This is a genomic window from Microbacterium sp. (assembly GCF_035556355.1).
Lineage (GTDB): Bacteria > Actinomycetota > Actinomycetes > Actinomycetales > Microbacteriaceae > Microbacterium.
Map to the genome: position 1 here is coordinate 1 of NZ_DATMFG010000055.1, position 15445 is coordinate 15445.

At 70.3% G+C, this 15445-nt stretch carries 15 protein-coding genes; 7 read left to right on the forward strand and 8 right to left on the reverse strand.

What is annotated here, in order from left to right:
- Positions 1 to 146: integrase core domain-containing protein (locus VNR19_RS15890; protein WP_325728282.1), on the forward strand; the 146-nt coding region annotated here is incomplete at its 5' end.
- Here VNR19_RS15890 and VNR19_RS15895 read toward each other — a convergent pair.
- From VNR19_RS15895 to VNR19_RS15905, 3 genes are all read right to left on the reverse strand, one after another.
- Complete coding sequence (locus VNR19_RS15895) at positions 143 to 814, reverse strand: ThuA domain-containing protein (protein ID WP_325728249.1); 672 nt, start codon at positions 812 to 814, stop codon at positions 143 to 145. The two genes, VNR19_RS15890 and VNR19_RS15895, sit on opposite strands and share 4 nt — an antisense overlap.
- Positions 815 to 907: 93 nt before the next feature.
- Positions 908 to 2356: an aldehyde dehydrogenase family protein gene (locus VNR19_RS15900; RefSeq protein ID WP_325728250.1), complete on the reverse strand. Its 1449-nt coding sequence runs from the start codon at positions 2354 to 2356 to the stop codon at positions 908 to 910.
- Positions 2357 to 2375: 19 nt separating this feature from the next.
- On the reverse strand, positions 2376 to 3488 hold the full coding sequence (locus tag VNR19_RS15905; protein WP_325728251.1) for an NDMA-dependent alcohol dehydrogenase: 1113 nt from the start codon (positions 3486 to 3488) through the stop codon (positions 2376 to 2378).
- 193 nt (positions 3489 to 3681) lie between these two features.
- Here VNR19_RS15905 and galE point away from each other — a divergent pair, with 193 nt between their 5' ends.
- Positions 3682 to 4659 carry a UDP-glucose 4-epimerase GalE gene (gene galE, locus VNR19_RS15910; RefSeq protein WP_325728252.1) on the forward strand — a complete coding sequence of 326 codons (978 nt, stop codon included), beginning with the start codon at positions 3682 to 3684 and terminating at the stop codon, positions 4657 to 4659.
- Positions 4660 to 4677: 18 nt separating this feature from the next.
- On the opposite strand, the gene VNR19_RS15915 is transcribed toward galE, so the two are convergent.
- Together VNR19_RS15915 and VNR19_RS15920 are read right to left on the reverse strand one after the other, a co-directional pair.
- Positions 4678 to 5808 (reverse strand): glycerate kinase, encoded by a 1131-nt coding sequence (locus VNR19_RS15915; protein WP_325728253.1) that lies wholly within the window; start codon positions 5806 to 5808, stop codon positions 4678 to 4680.
- Entirely contained in the window at positions 5805 to 7811 is a 2007-nt protein-coding gene (locus VNR19_RS15920; protein ID WP_325728254.1) for a hypothetical protein, read from the reverse strand. The genes VNR19_RS15915 and VNR19_RS15920 overlap by 4 nt, the downstream gene beginning before the upstream one ends.
- A 194-nt stretch (positions 7812 to 8005) precedes the next feature.
- On the opposite strand from VNR19_RS15920, the gene VNR19_RS15925 reads away from it, so the two are divergent.
- Complete coding sequence (locus VNR19_RS15925) at positions 8006 to 8842, forward strand: alpha/beta fold hydrolase (protein ID WP_325728255.1); 837 nt, start codon at positions 8006 to 8008, stop codon at positions 8840 to 8842.
- On the opposite strand, the gene VNR19_RS15930 is transcribed toward VNR19_RS15925, so the two are convergent.
- Entirely contained in the window at positions 8832 to 9863 is a 1032-nt protein-coding gene (locus VNR19_RS15930) for a ketopantoate reductase family protein (RefSeq protein WP_325728256.1), read from the reverse strand. The two genes, VNR19_RS15925 and VNR19_RS15930, sit on opposite strands and share 11 nt — an antisense overlap.
- Before the next feature lie 147 nt (positions 9864 to 10010).
- Between VNR19_RS15930 and VNR19_RS15935 the strand changes: the two genes are divergently transcribed.
- Together VNR19_RS15935 and VNR19_RS15940 are read left to right on the forward strand one after the other, a co-directional pair.
- Positions 10011 to 10322 (forward strand): Dabb family protein, encoded by a 312-nt coding sequence (locus VNR19_RS15935; RefSeq protein WP_325728257.1) that lies wholly within the window; start codon positions 10011 to 10013, stop codon positions 10320 to 10322.
- A 5-nt stretch (positions 10323 to 10327) separates the two neighbouring features.
- On the forward strand, positions 10328 to 11386 hold the full coding sequence (locus VNR19_RS15940) for a zinc-dependent alcohol dehydrogenase (RefSeq protein ID WP_325728283.1): 1059 nt from the start codon (positions 10328 to 10330) through the stop codon (positions 11384 to 11386).
- 12 nt (positions 11387 to 11398) lie between these two features.
- Here the strand turns inward: VNR19_RS15940 and VNR19_RS15945 are convergent, their stop codons facing one another.
- Positions 11399 to 12091: a helix-turn-helix domain-containing protein gene (locus VNR19_RS15945; RefSeq protein ID WP_325728258.1), complete on the reverse strand. Its 693-nt coding sequence runs from the start codon at positions 12089 to 12091 to the stop codon at positions 11399 to 11401.
- Positions 12092 to 12331: 240 nt separating this feature from the next.
- Here VNR19_RS15945 and VNR19_RS15950 point away from each other — a divergent pair, with 240 nt between their 5' ends.
- Both VNR19_RS15950 and VNR19_RS15955 read left to right on the forward strand, forming a co-directional pair.
- A complete protein-coding gene (locus tag VNR19_RS15950) occupies positions 12332 to 13714 on the forward strand; it encodes a M24 family metallopeptidase (protein WP_325728259.1) in 1383 nt (460 codons plus the stop codon).
- The gene (locus VNR19_RS15955; RefSeq protein ID WP_325728260.1) at positions 13711 to 14598 is read left to right on the forward strand and encodes an NAD(P)-dependent oxidoreductase; all 888 of its coding nucleotides are present in this window, start codon (positions 13711 to 13713) and stop codon (positions 14596 to 14598) included. Before VNR19_RS15950 ends, VNR19_RS15955 begins: the two co-directional genes overlap by 4 nt.
- Before the next feature lie 108 nt (positions 14599 to 14706).
- Here VNR19_RS15955 and VNR19_RS15960 read toward each other — a convergent pair whose 3' ends face one another.
- Positions 14707 to 15414 carry an SDR family NAD(P)-dependent oxidoreductase gene (locus tag VNR19_RS15960; protein ID WP_325728261.1) on the reverse strand — a complete coding sequence of 236 codons (708 nt, stop codon included), beginning with the start codon at positions 15412 to 15414 and terminating at the stop codon, positions 14707 to 14709.
- Between the last annotated feature and the right edge of the window lie 31 nt (positions 15415 to 15445).

The following is a 15445-nucleotide window of genomic DNA, read 5'->3' on the forward strand; positions in this document are numbered from 1 at the left end:
TGAAGCACTACAACAGCGAATCAGCCCGCCGCGCAGCCCTGCCCGCCTGGCTGCACTTCTACAATCACCACAGGCCCCACACTGCGATCGGGAAGCTCCCGCCCATCAGCCGGATCTCAAACAACCTGCCTGGGCAGTACATCTAGAGGCGGGCGGCCCAGCGGGCGGCGCGGGCCAGGAGCATCCGGTGGTCCTGTGAATCGTACGAGCGCTCGTGGTGACCGAGCGCCGACACGGCGACCCGGCTCGCGCCCGCTTCGCGCACCCACAGCAGCGGATGCCGCACGCCGTCGAGCTCGTGGGCGGCGAGCACGCGGATGCCCGGATCGTCGATCACGAGGTCGGTGTACCGCTCGTCGAAGAGCGTGAAGTCGTCGGCGGCGGCCGTGATCGGGTGGTCGCGATCCACGATCCGGATGTCGGCGTCGGAGATGTCCGGATGCCATGACGTCCCGTCCACCCACGCGCCGCCGATCGTCTCACGCCAGAGCGGCACGTCGCGGAGTGTGAGCAGCGAGCTGTGGACGCAGAGCACGCCGACCCCGCGCGCGAGCGCGGAGGCGAGACCGGATGCGGCATCCGGATCGATCTCGCCCTCGCCCTCCCCCGGGCCGGCGTTCATGACGAGCAGATCCGCGTTCTCGAGCGCCGCGAGGGCGGCCTCGGGCTCCCCGAACACCGTGACCGTCCAGCCGTCGTCGGTGAGCGTCTCCGCGATGCGCGCGGACGTCACGGCGAACGCGTGGTGCGGGTCGCTGTAGCGTCCGCCTCCGCTCGCGACGACGGCGGTCGGGTTCGGTGAGTCCGGGGCCATTTGTGTCGAACCTACTCGTCGAGGACGCCGTCCGGGGCGGCCCTTCGTCTCGTCGCTCCGCTCCTCGCCCAGGGCCCGGGTTCGGGCAGTGCCTCAGCCGCCGAGGTTGACCCAGATGCCCTTCGTCTCGGTGTAGGCGTCGAGCGCGTCCGCAGCCATCTCGCGGCCCCATCCGCTCGCCTTGAAGCCGCCCCACGGGGCCGCCGGGTCGAGCATGGGCATCGAGTTGATGTAGACCTCGCCGGCCCGGATGCCGTGTGCGAGCCGGTGTCCGAGCGCGACGTCCTTCGTCCACACGCACGCGACCAGCCCGTAGTCCGTGTCGTTCGCCTGCGCGACGAGCTCCTCGGGGTCGTCGTACGAGATGACGGGCAGCACCGGCCCGAAGATCTCCTCGCGAGCGATCGTCATGTCATGCGTGACGCCGCGGAAGAGCGTCGGCTCGAAGAAGAAGCCCGCGGCGAGGTCGCCGTCCGCGCGCTTGCCGCCGAGCACCACCTCGGCGCCCTGCTCGATGCCGCCCTTCACGTAGCCCTCGACGCGCGCGAGCTGCTCCTCCGACACGAGCGGTCCGAGCTGCGTGTCGGGCGCCAGCCCCGGGCCGAGCTTCATGTTCGACATCGCCGAGCCGAGCTTGTCGGTGAACTCGTCGACGCGGCTCGCGTCCACATAGAACCGGCTGTATGCGGCGCATGCCTGACCGCTGTTGAACAGGCCTCCGAGCATGCTGCCGATCACCGCCTGGTCGATGTCGGCGTCCTTCAGCACGATGTTCGGAGCCTTGCCGCCGAGCTCGAGGCTCACACGCTTGAGGTTCCCCGCCGACGCGCGGACGATCGAGCGACCGACCTCGGTCGAGCCCGTGAACGACACCTTGTCGACTCGCGGGTGGTAAACGAGCGCCTGCCCGACCTCGGGCCCGCCTGTGACGAGGTTCACGACGCCCTTGGGCACGCCCGCCTCTTCGACGAGCTCGACGAGGCGGGTGGTCGTGAGCGGGGTCTGCTCGGCAGGCTTGAGCACGACGGTGTTGCCGGTCGCGAGCGCGGGGGCGAGCTTCCACACCGCGATCGCGAGGGGGAAGTTCCACGGCGTGATGAGCGCGCACACCCCGACCGGCTCGCGGCGAGTGTAGTGCAGGTAGCCGGGCACCGAGATCGAGCTGACGGTGCCGTCGAGCTTCGTGGTCCAGCCGGCGAAGTAGCGGAACATGTCCGCGGCGCCGGCCATGCTGCCGCGCGCGAACCCGACGACCTGACCGACGTCGCGGCTCTCGAGCTCGCCGAGCTCGTCGGCGTGCTGCTCGATGAGGTCGGCGATGCGCCACAGGAGCTTGCCGCGCGCGGATGGAGTCATGTCGCGCCAGGCCGGGTCGGCGAACGCGCGCACGGCGGCATCGACGGCGGCATCGACATCAGCGGCGGAGGCCTCGATCGCCGTGCCGATGACGGAACCGGTCGACGGGTCGAGTGTCTCGAACGTTCCGCCGCCGGATCCCGTCGTCCACTCGCCGTCGATGTAGAGCTGTCCGGTGAATGCCATGCGATCTCCTGTCGTCGCGTCAGTCGAAGCGGACCATGCCTCGGATGTTGCGGTGCTCCCGCATGTCCACGTAGCCCTGGTTGATGTCGTCGAACTCGTACGTGCGGGTCACGAGCTCGTCGAGCTTCAGCTCGCCGTCCATGTACATGTCGAGGAGCCGGGGGATGTCGTAGCGCGGGTTCGCGCTGCCGAACAGGGCGCCCACGAGGCGCTTCTCGTACGCCGTGATCTCGAACATGGGAGCGGTGATCGTCGTGTCGGTGACGTCGGCGAGCGATGTCAGCACGACGGTGCCGCGCTTGCCGACGAGCGAGAGCGCGTCGCCGACGATCTCGCCGGTCGCGACGTCGACGGTGATGATGGCGGAGTTCGCCATGCGACCCCACGTGAGTCCGGGCAGTGCGTCCCGCGCCTCCGCGGCGCTCGCGAACGTGTGGGTCGCGCCGAACTTCCGCGCCTGTTCGCGATTGAACTCGGACGGGTCGATCGCGAGGATCCGCTTCGCACCCGCCATCGCCGCACCCTGCACGGCGTTCGCGCCCACGCCGCCGATCCCGAGCACGGCGACCGTGTCACCGGGTTCGACGCCCGCCGCGTAGACGGCGGTCGCCCAGCCGGTCGTGACGCCGCATCCGACCAGCGCCGCCTTGTCGAGCGGAACGTCGTCGCGGATCTTCACGACCGAGGTCTCACGCACGACCGTGTACGGCGAGAAGGTGCCGAGCATGCACATGAGCCGTGCGTCGTGACCGTTCACATGGTGGCGCGACGTGCCGTCGCGCTGCAGGCCCACCCCGATGCCGGCGCCCTCGTCGCACAGGTTCTGGTGGCCGGTGGCGCACGACTCGCACTTTCCGCACGCGGGGATGAAGCTCAGCACGACGTGGTCGCCCACCGCGAGGTCGGTGACGCCGGGCCCGACCTTCTCGATGATTCCGGCGCCCTCGTGCCCGCCGATCACGGGGAGCGCGTCGAAGGGCAGCTCGCCCGTGCGCACATGCTCATCGGACTGGCAGAGTCCTGTCGCCGCGAGTTTGACGAGCACCTCGCCTTCGCCGGGGTCGTCGAGCTCGAGCTCCTCGATGCGCCAGTCCTGTCCGTACTCCCACAGCACGGCGGCACGCGTCTTCACATCGTCCTCCTCGTCGAGGTCGGGTTGTCGTTCTCGTGACGATAGGGCGGAAGACGCGATGCCGACGCCTCGACTTTCACCTGGTGGTAGACGCCGGACGCTATGCGCGCGAAACGGTCGGCTCAGCCGCATCGGGGAGAATGGCCGGGGCGATCCGGCGGATGCGGCGCCCACCGACCCCCTGAGGAGGGACATGTCCTGGCTCGTGACCGGCGGCGCCGGCTACATCGGCGCACACATCGTGCGCGCTCTCGGCGACGCGGGCCTGTCCCCCGTGGTGATCGACGACCTGTCGAGCGGGCACGAGGAGTTCGTGCCCGCCGACGTCCCGTTCGTGAGGGGGTCGATCCTCGACCGCGAGCTGCTCGAGCGCACACTGCGCGATCACGGGGTCGAGGGCGTGATTCACGTCGCCGGGTTCAAGTACGCGGGGGTGTCGGTGCAGCGTCCGCTGCACACCTACGCGCAGAACGTCGAGGGCACGCGCATCGTGCTCGAGGCGATGGAGGCGGCGGGCGTGTCGAACATCGTCTTCTCGTCGAGCGCCGCCGTGTACGGCACGCCCGACGTCGACCTCGTGACCGAGGACACACCGAAGCGTCCCGCGTCGCCGTACGGCGAGTCGAAGCTCATCGGAGAGTGGCTGCTGCGCGACCAGGCCGTCGCGACGGCGGAGTCGGAGCATCCGCTGCGCCACACGTCTCTGCGCTACTTCAACGTCGTCGGCTCGGCCGACCCCGAGGTCTACGACTCGAGTCCGCACAACCTCTTCCCGCTCGTGTTCGAGGCGCTGCTCGACGGCCGGACGCCCCGCATCAACGGCGACGACTACGCGACGCTCGACGGCACGAACGTCCGTGACTACGTCCACGTGCACGACATCGCCCTCGCGCACGTCGTGGCGGCCCAGCGCCTCGCGGCGGGCGAGCCGATCGAGCCCGCGTACAACCTCGGCTCGGGCGACGGCCTGTCGGTGCGTCAGATCATGGACGCGATGGCGCGGGTCACGGGCATCGACTTCACTCCCGAGATCGGGCCCCGCCGTCCGGGCGATCCCGACCGCATCGTCGCGTCGGGCGAGCTCGCGGCCCGCGACCTCGACTGGCGCATGCGTCACACGGTCGACGACATGGTGCGGTCGGGGTGGGAGGCCCGCCGCACGGCGCGCTGACCGCGCAGCACCGAGCCGTCACAGCCGCCGCGCGAGGCTCGCGCCCGCCGCCCGCAGCCAGCGTGCGGGTTCGGCGAGCGCGGCATCCGTCGATCCGGCGAGCTCGGTGAGCGACACGGTCGCGGCGAATCCCGAGACATCGGATGCCGCGTCGATCCGCCCCGCGACGAGAACGGCCCGCACACCGATCCTCGCCGCGAGCGCGGCGACGTGCGCGGGTGCCTTCCCCGAGGCGGACTGCGCGTCGAACGAGCCCTCGCCCGTCACGACGACCGCCGCGTCGGCGAGAGCCGCCGGGAGGCCGACCAGCTCGGCCACTGCGCTCGCGCCGGGGACGAGCCGTGCGCCCCACACGGTCAGCGCGAAACCCGCCCCGCCCGCTGCCCCGGCGCCCGGGGTCGAAGGATCTGCGGGAAGCAGCGCCGCGAGGCGCGCGAGCCCTTCGTCGACGACCGCGACCTCCTGCGGGTCGAACCCCTTCTGCGGTCCGAACACCGCGGCCGCACCCGAAGGCCCGAGCAATGGGTTCGCCACATCGGCGAGCACGACCGCTCCGGCCGGAGGCAGCGGCCGGAGCCCGCTCAGGTCCGCCTCCGCCACGGCACCGAGCCCCCGCGCGCCTCGCGCGATGCGCTCGCCCGCGGCATCCGTCAGCCGTGCGCCGAGCGCCGTCAGCAGCCCGGACCCGCCGTCGGTCGACGCGCTCGAACCGATGCCGAGCACGAGGCGCGTCACGCCGTGGTCGAGAGCCGCCGCGATCGCCTCGCCGAACCCGGTCGTGTCGGCGTCCCACGGCAGGCGCCGTGCGCCGAGCAGCTCGATGCCCGACGTCGAGGCGAGCTCGACGACACCCACGCCCCACGGCTCCTCCGGCGTCGCGGGAAGCAGCAGCCACGCGGCATCCGCCGGCTCTCCATCCGGCCCTGTCACGGTGACCGGCATGCGGCGGGCGCCCGGCACCGCGGCGGCGAACGCGTCGAGCGTCCCCTCTCCGCCGTCGGCGACCGGACGCAGCACGATCCGGTCGTGCGGTCGTGCGGACGCCCACCCCTCGGCGAGCGCGGCCGCGGCGTCCGCAGCCGTGATCGAGCCCTTGAAGCTGTCGGGCGCGATCACGATGGTCCGGGTGCGGAACCCCACGTCGCTCACCAGGCGATCGCAGCCTCCCACACCCGCACATAGGCCTCGGCGCCCGACATGAGCTGCTCGCGCAGCAGGGGCCCTTCTGCCCCCGCGGCCTGCACGACGTCGACGGTCCAGTCGGCCTGCAGCCCGTACGTCGCGACGCCGTCGACGTTGATGTCGAAGGTGCGCTCGCCCATCGTGAAGCGGTCGAGGGTCGCGCCGTTGAGCGCGGTGAGCGGATACACGAGCGGATGTTGCGCCGCATCGTCGCGTGCGTACGCCTGGTCGCCGAGCCCGTTCACGTCGGACCCGAACCCGTATGCCGTGATCGCGCCGGGCGCGGCGGCCGCACGGTTCGCGCGCCACTCGTCGAGGAAGCCCGGGCGCCCCTCCTTCGTGTGGGCGGCATTCGCGTACGAGGCGACGAACCCGCCGACGTTCGCGACGCGAGCGATCATCGAGCGATCCGACCATGTGTGCGCCGTGATGACTCCCGGGTAGCCGCGCTGCTCCGCGAGGTCGAGGACCGCGTCGGCGGTCTTCACGCTCATGTGGTCGATGTGGATCATCATGCCGCGGTCCATCGCCCGGTCGATGAGGTACCGGCCGAGGTCTGTGAGGGCGCGGATGTTGCACACCGGACCCTCGGGGTACACGGGCACGATCGTGCCCGCGGGCAGTCCCGATGAACCGAGCAGCGCCGCGATCTCGTCGCTGCGCAGCGGCTGCTCGTTGTCGTGGGCCTCGGTCTCGCACGGCTCGACCTGCCACCAGTGGCCGGTCGAGGCCTTGTTGCCGATGTTCACCGCGGCGCCCTGCGTCCCCGCGTCGAAACGCGTTCCGCCGAACGCGTTGTCGAACTTGTGGACGGGGTGGATCCCGCTGACGCCGTACGACTCGAGTTCATCGAGGCCCGCGTCGATCTGCGCGGTCGTGCACTGCGGCACGCCGCGGATCTCGCGGCATCCGAACAGCTCCGAGTTCTCAACCCCGACGATCACCGCGAGCTTGCCCTCCGCAGCGATCTGCCGGACCTCGGCCGGTGTCTTCGCGATGCGGAACCAGCCCTCGCCCGGACCCCCGGACTGCGCGTCGATGTAGTCCTGCATGTCCTTCAGGTATTGCGCCTGAAGTCGGATCTGCTCCATCTCGTCGCAGCTCGTGACCTTGGCCGGGTAGATCTCGCAGATCACGCGGTTCGCGACGAGCAGCGCGTTGAGGATGCGCTCGCCCGACATCCACGCGCGCTCGATGCCGCGGAAGTACGCCTGCTCGTGCAGGAGCGTGCGCGGTGTCGGCCAGTCCTTGAACGTCGGCCAGCCGCGGTGGTCCATGAACGGGTCGGTGCCCGCGATGAGGGCGCCGAGGTACCCGCTCACGCCGATCGCCGAGTGCGAGAGGCAGCCCTTGAGCGCCTCTTCGACGCCGCCCGGGTGGAAGGGGGTGCCGCACCGCATCCGCCCGCCGAATCCGACCGCGGCCGTGACGTGCGTGTGGGCGTCGATGAAGCCGTTGAGCGTGCCGTCGGGGTTGACCGCCGGCTGCGCCGTGCCGCTCACACCGGGCGCGACATCGGCGACGGTCGCGCAGCCGGTTGCGGGAACGAGCGTGAACGACCCGTTCGCCGCGACGAGCGCGCCCAGGAACGAGCCGATGCGCTTGCCGTTGAGGGTCGCCGCGATCTGATACGAACCGCCGTCGCGCGTGACGGTCCAGTCGGCGCGATCGCCGTAGCTCGAGCCGGGCATCACGGTGTTGAGCACGCTGAGGTACAGCACGCTCCCCCTGTGGTCGATGAGCCGGTAGCGCCCGAGGGCCGTCGCCTCGAACCGGATCTTCGTCGCCTGCGCCGCCGAACCCGACGTGCCGTAGCCGAGCGATCCGCGCGTGACGTGGTTCGACGACCCGCCGCCCACCCGCAGCGTGGCGCACACGCCGTCGAGATCGGTCGCGGGGCTCGGGGCCGCCGCCGCGGGTGCGAGCGGCGCCGCGACGAGACCCGCCGCGACGAGCACGCCGATGAGCACGCGTCGGAGCCGGCTGCGGGATCGGGGATTCCTCCGGGATCGGACGGGCTCTGACGCGGGACTGGGGTTCACCGACTCCTCCTCGACGACGCTGTGCGAGACGAGCGGATGCTATCGCCAAACCGAGCGCGTGAGGAATAGCGTCGGAGGAGGGCCGAGGCATCCGTCCCTCTCGGCCCGAGTGAGGAGAGAACGTGTCGCACATCAAAGTCGCAACCGAGAACTCGATCGACGTCAAGCTCTTCTACACCGACCAGGGCTCCGGTCAGCCGGTCGTGCTCATCCACGGCTACCCGCTCAACGGCGAGTCGTGGGGCAAGCAGCAGGCCGCGCTCCTCGACGCCGGCTATCGCGTCATCGCGTACGACCGGCGCGGGTTCGGGGCGTCGACCAAGGCCGGCTCGGGCTACGACTACGACACCTTCGCGAGCGACCTGAGCGTGCTGATCGAGACGCTGGATCTGACGGATGCCGTGCTCGTCGGCTTCTCGATGGGAACCGGCGAGATCTGCCGGTACCTCTCGACGTACGGCAGCGACCGCATCGCGAAGGTCGCGTTCCTCGGCTCGCTGCAGCCGTACCTGCTCAAGACCGACGACAACCCCGACGGCGCCGGCCCGCAAGAGTTCTTCGACGGCTTCTCAGCCGCGGCACGCCAGGACCGCTACGCGTTCGTCGCGGAGTTCTTCGAGAACTTCTACAACCTCGACGACCACCTCGGCTCGCGCATCTCGCAGCAGGCGCTGGATGCGAGCATGCAGGTCGCGAACCACGCGGGCAACGTCGCGATCGCCGCCGCTCCGCTCACGTGGCCGACCGACTTCCGCGCGGACATCCCGAACGTCGACGTGCCCGCGCTCATCCTGCACGGCACGGCCGACAACATCCTCCCCGTCGAGGTCACGGCGCGCCGGTTCCGGGAGCTGCTGCCCGACGCCACGTACGTCGAGATCGAGGGTGCGCCGCACGGCCTCCTGTGGACGCACGGCGACGAGGTCAACGAGGCGCTGCTCGCGTTCCTCAAGTCCTGACGGCGTCGAGCATCGGCATCAGCAGCGACGGGTCGGGCTCGAGCTCGCGTCGCTCGATGCGGTGCGCGAGCTCGACGACGACGTCGTTGACCGGCGTGCGGATGCCGCGCCGCCGCCCCTCGGCCGCGACGCGTCCGTTGAGGTCGTCGACCTCGGAGTGGCGGCCCTTGCGCCAGTCCTGCAGCACGGTGGTCGTCGCACCGGGGACGACGAATCCGGCGAAGAGCTTGTCGGTCATCGTGTCGACGACGGTCGCGGGGTCCGCGACCTCGTGCGGCTCGAGCCCGAAGATCGGAAGCACTCGGTGCCCGATCGCCTGCCCGACGACGAGCGCCTCGTTCCCCGCGGCGATCATGACGTCGCGGTAGCCGGGTGTGTGCAGCGCGTCGAGCATCGGCAGTCCGAGGATCGCCGACGTCACCAGCAGCGTGCAGTTGCTCACGAGCTTCATCCACTTCGCGGACTCGATGTCGTCCATGTAGGCGACCGTGCCGGAGTGGCCGAGCAGCTCGCCGATCTCGGTGGCGCGCTCGGCCGGGCCGCCCGGAAGCGCTCCGACCGCGTACCACGAGCGTGAGACGCCCGTGTGGCGGTGCACGACTCCGGGCTCGTCCATCGTCGCGGAGCACTCGATCACGGTGCCGATCGTGCGGTCGGCGCCGACGACCTCCTCGACGACGCGGGCCGTCATGCCGTTCTGCACGCCGGCCATGAGCCCGTCGGATGCGAGGTACGGCGCGACGAGCTGCGCGGCCCAGCGCGAGTCGTACGCCTTCATGAGCATGAGCACGACGTCGAATCGCTCGGTGAGCTCGGCGACCTCGCACAGGTGGATCACGCGTGGACGCACGTGCAGGTCACCGTCCGGTGACTCGATCCGCAGGCCGTCGGCGCGCATCTTCTCGACGTGAGCGGGCCACTGCTCGATGAGAAGCGGATCCAGCCCTGCAGCGGTCAGATCGGCCCCGATCGAGGCTCCGTTCGCTCCCGCTCCGAGCACGGCGATGCGCGGGTGGGCCATGCCGTTCCTCCATCCCGCCGCTTCATCGCGGCGTGGCTCATGCTACAGCGACGATGTACACTCGTGCGGCACTATGCTGGGCTGTTGCGGGTGATTCCGCGGAATCGTGTGCACTGGCGCTGAACAACTCGACGAGGAGATGGCACGATGATCCTTCACATCGCATCCTTCCGCTGGAAGGACGAGGTCACCGACGACGACGTCGCCGGCTTGACGCAGGCGCTCACCGAGATGGCCGCGCAGATCCCCGTGCTGTCGTCCTACGTCTGCGGGCCCAACCTCCATCTGCGCCCGGGCGGAGCCGATTACGGGGTCGCGGCGGTCGTGGCGGATGCCGCGGCCCTCGAGGCCTACCTCGACCACCCCGCCCACAAGGCCGTCTATGACTCGCACCTCGGCCGGATGATCGCGGAGCGCACCGCGGTGCAGCTCCCGATCGAGGAAGGGCACCTGAGGTGACCGACATGCGCGCGGCGGTCCTCCACTCCGTGGGCGACCTCCGCATCGACGAGAAGCCGGTGCCCGAACCCGGTCCGGGCGAGGTGCTCATCCGCGTCACGGTGTGCGGCGTGTGCGGCAGCGACGCGACGGAGTTCGGGCGCGGTCTCGTGCTCGCACAGCCGCCCGTGACGCTCGGACACGAATTCGCGGGAGTCGTCGAGGCCCTCGGCCCGGGTGTCGAAGGGCTCGAGGTCGGAGCATCCGTCGTGTGCGGCGCCGGCGTCTCATGCGGCGAATGCAAACCGTGTCGCGAGGGCCGCACCAACCTGTGCCGCGACTACTCGACGATCGGCTTCCATCACGACGGCGGGCTGGCCGGCTACGTCGTCGCACCGGCGTCGATCGTGCTCGACGTGAGCGACTCGGGCCTCGCATCCGACACGCTCGGGATGGCGCAGCCGATGGCGATCGGCGTGCACGCGACGCGGCGCAGCGGACTGCGTTCGGGGCAGGACGCGGTCATCGTCGGCGTCGGCGGCATCGGCGCCTTCATCACGGTCGCCGCCGTCGCCACGGGCGCGCGCATCCTCGCGGTCGACCGCGACCCGGAGCGCCTCGAGCTCGCGAAGCGCCTCGGCGCCTACGCCGGTCTCGAAGCGGGGACGATGCCGATCGCCGACAGGCTCGACGAGCTCGGCATGGACGCGGATGTCTTCTTCGAGGTGAGCGGCTCCGCACCGGGGCTCGCATCGGTGCTCGAGGCCGCCAAGCCGGGGTCGACGATCGTGCCCGTAGGCGTGCAGCGCGGCGAGCCCGAACTGCCCCTCGGCAAGTGGACGCTCAGCGAGTACACGATCATCGGGACGGTCGCGCACGTGTTCCGCGACGACTTCCCCGAGGCGATCCGCCTGCTCGCGAGTCGCGACGACTGGTCCGACATCGCCCACGAGGTGCTGCCCCTCGACGACCTCATCGACGGCGCACTCGACCCCCTGCTGAAGGGCGGCTCGGAGCAGATCAAGACGCTCATCGACCCGTGGGCGACCGCGCGGCGCCCGGCCGTGCACCGGGTCGGGGGCTGACGGCGGGATCGGCTACGCGCCGAGATCGTCCATCGCGCGGAGCACGTCCACCGCCGACGCGGGAGCATCGGACGGGGTCGCGACCTGGCCGGGGGCGTCGCGGAGTCCCTGGTTCTGCTGGCGGCGCCCCACCACGAACCACACGCCCTTCGCCGGCACTGTGCCGCGGTTCGAGTACATGTGCGGGCGGATCGAGTCGAACTCGAGCGAGTCCCCGGGGCGGAGCACGTACTCGTCGAACTCGAGGTGCAGCGTGAGCTCGCCCTCGATGAGGTAGGCGTACTCGATGCCGGCGTGCCGCATGAGCTTGCCCTCCACGGAACTGCTCGCTCCCGGTTCGTACGTGACGAGGAGCGCGTCGGCGGGACCACCCGCGCCGGCGGCGAGACGCTCCCAGCGCACGCCGTTCTCCATCTCGATGACGGGGTTGTCTTCGGCCCGCTGCACGTCGGGGAGCGCAGGACCGCTGTGACCGATGGTCGGTCCGGGTCCGCGGCTGGGCGGCATGATGCCGAGCAGTTCGTCGAGCGAGATGCCGAGGTGGCTCGCGAGCGCGTACAGCGTCGAGACGGAAGGCTGGGTCTTGCCGATCTCGACCTGCGAGATGAGGCTCGCCGAGACGCCGAGCGCCTGCGCGACGCTTCGCAGGCTCAGCCCGCGTTTCAGCCGCGCCTCGCGCAGCCGGGCGCCGAGCATGTCGGGCATTGGTGTCCCCCCACCGTTTCGGGTCCTGTAGCCGCCTCGTTGGCGCCCGCCGTCATTCTAGGACCGCCGGGGCTCGCTCCGTGTCAAGCGAGAGCCGATGGGCGGATATCGCCAGTGACCGCTGTGGGGCATACGACGCGTGTTCACGTGAATCAGGGTCGTGTCTGGCGGCGCATACCGTTAAGCTGGACTTCACACTCGCGCATGGGGGCGCGACGGTTCGTCTCACAGGAGGACTCGATGAAGAGCACCGGCTCCACGGGAACCAATGCCGTCGACTGGGAGGAGCGCGTCGACATGGAGCGCCTCCGCGATGCGCGGCTGGCGCGGCTCAAGGAGAAGCTCGCGGCATCCGACCTCGGAGCGCTTCTCGCGTTCGACTTCTCGAACATCCGGTACATGAGCGCCACCCACATCGGCACGTGGGCGATGGACAAGCTCATCCGCTTCTCGCTGCTCACGCGCCACACCGACCCGATCGTGTGGGACTTCGGCTCGGCGGCGAAGCACCACGCGCTGTACAACCCATGGCTCGACGTGACGACGTCCGAGATGGACGCCGACCCGCACGCGCCGCACGAGGGGGCGAAGCGACCGCGCCTCGAGTCGGGCGCCCGCGCGGGCATCTCGACGTTGCGCGGTGCGTTCCCGCCCGACGCCGAGATCGCGGCGGACCTCGCACGCAAGATCAAGCGCGAGCTGGAGAAGTTCGGCGTCGCAGACGAGCCCCTCGGCGTCGACGTCATCGAGCTGCCCGTGCTCATGGCGCTGCAGGCCGAAGGCATCAAGGTCGTCGACGGGCAGCAGGTCTTCATGGAGGCCCGCCGCATCAAGACACCCGACGAGATCCGCCTGCTCACCCAGGCGTGCTCGATGGTCGACGCCGCCTACGAGGAGCTCTACCGCTACCTGCGCCCGGGCGTGCGTGAGAACGAGGCGGTCGGGCTCGTCGCGAAGACCCTGTACGACCTGGGCTCGGAGTACGTCGAGGGCGTCAACGCCATCTCGGGCGAGCGGTGCTCGCCGCATCCGCATGTGTTCTCGGACCGGGTGATCCGCCCCGGCGACCCGGCCTTCTTCGACATCCTGCACAGCTGGAACGGCTACCGCACGTGCTACTACCGCACGTTCGCGGTGGGCTCGGCGAGCTCGGCGCAGCGCGACGCGTACACGCGCGCCCGCGAGTACATGGACCGCGCGATCGCCCTCGTGAAGCCAGGTGCCACAACCGCGGATATCGTTGAAGTGTGGCCGACCGCGCAGGAGTTCGGGTTCCCGGATGAGATGGCCGCGTTCGCGCTGCAATACGGTCACGGCGTAGGCCTGTCGATCTGGGAGAAGCCCATCTTCTCGCGCCTCACGTCGCTCGACCACCCGGAGACGATCGAGGAGGGCATGGTGTTCGCGCTCGAGACGTATTGGCCGTCGGCCGACGGCTGGGGTGCCGCGCGCATCGAGGAAGAAGTCGTCGTGACGACCGACGGCTGCGAGGTCATCACGAAGTTCCCGGCCGAGGAGCTGCTCGTCGCGGGCCCCCGCTACATCGCGGTGGGCGGCCCCCTCAACCTCGAACGCGACTCGCAGTCGCACAAGAACACGGTGTGGGGGCGAGGCGAAGCGTGACGGATGCCTCAGCCGATGGCCGCGCCCTCGCGTTCCTCGGTCTGGGCGCGATGGGCTCCGGCATGGCCCGGCGCCTCGCCGCAGCCGGCCATGACCTGCGCGTGTGGAACCGCTCGCCTGAGCCCCTGCGGCGCCTCGTCGAGGAGGGGCTGACGGCCGCGGAGTCGCCCGCGCACGCTCTCGAAGCCGACGTGTCGTTCTCGATGCTGGGGAACGACGCGGCGGTCGAGGCGGTCTTCACGCCTGACGTGATCGCGCGGGCTGAGGGCCGCACGCACGTCATGATGGCCTCGATCAGCCCCGCGATGTCGGATCGCCTCACGGATGCCTTCGCCGAAGCCGGCGGCCGCTACATCGCGACTCCGGTGCTGGGGCGCCCGGATGTCGCCGCCGCCGGGCAGCTCAACATCCTCGCCGCGGGCGACCCGCAGGCGATCGACGAGGTCATGCCGTACCTCGAGGTGATGGGCAAGCGCGTGTGGCGACTCTCCGACAAGCCGTCCGTCGCGAACGCCGTCAAGGCGGCGGTGAACTACAACATCATCCACGCGCTGCAGGCGATCGGCGAGTCCGTGGCGATGACCGAGCGCCTCGGGGTCGATCCGAAGCTGTTCGTCGAGCTGCTCACGGGCACGCTGTTCGGCGGTGCCGTGTACTCCGGCTACGGCGGCATCATCGCGCGCCAGGAGTACTCTCCCCCGGGCTTCCACATCGCGCTCGGCCGCAAGGACCTCGCGCTCGCGCAGCAGATCGCCCAGGCGACGGGCGTGCACCCCGCGACGATGCCGGCGCTCATCGAGGTGTTCGAGAAGGCGCTCGCCGATCCCGAGCTCAAGGACGCCGACTGGAGCGCGATCGCCGAAGTGAGCCGCCGCGACCTGTGAACCCCGATGCCCGTGAAAGCGTCGGGTTGAATCGCGCGCACAGCGCCGCCGGAACCGCCTGTGCCGGTTTGAGCCCGCTGCTTTCACCTGTCGGAGCAGCGTCGCGCGTCAGAGCAGCGTCGTGCCCCGGTCGACGTAGAGGTTGACCGCCGACACGCCGCGGTTGCGCAGCAGGAACTGCACCGCATCGACGACGTCGGCCATCGTCGCGAGCTCGCCGCCCGGCGTGTGCTTCTTGTAGCCGTCGAGCACGCCCTCGGGCTTGGTTGCCCAGAAGGGGCTGTCGCCGACGATGCCCGGGTGCACGGCGTTGACGCGGATGGGCGCCAACTCGAGCGCGAGCGTGTTCACCAGGCCTGTCACACCTCCGTTGATGCTCGACACGGTGGTCGAGCCCGGGTAAGGCAGGTCCTTCGCGCGACCGCCGAACAGGACGATGCCGGTGTCGACCGTGGGCTCGAGCCGATCGAGCAGCGCGTGGATCGTCTCGGTGTAGCCGACGAGCTTGAGGGTCACGAGGCGCACCGCGCGCTCGATGCTGTAGTCGCGCACGCTGTTGGCGTCGCGCTCGATGGCGGCGAGCACGAGTCCGTCGACGCGGCCGAGCGACGATAGCTGGTGGGCGATCGTCTGCGGCTCGGAGATGTCGAGCGCGATGCCGGTCGCCTCCGGACCGAGCTCCGTCGCGATGCGCTTCGTGCGCGTCTCGTCGCGGCCGGTGATGACGACCTTCTCCCCGCGTGCGATCGAGTCCTTCGCGATCTCGAGTCCGATGCCGGAGGTGCCTCCGACGATGACGATGGTCCTGGTGCTCACGCTCGCTCCCTTGCGACGGTACAAGTGGGAC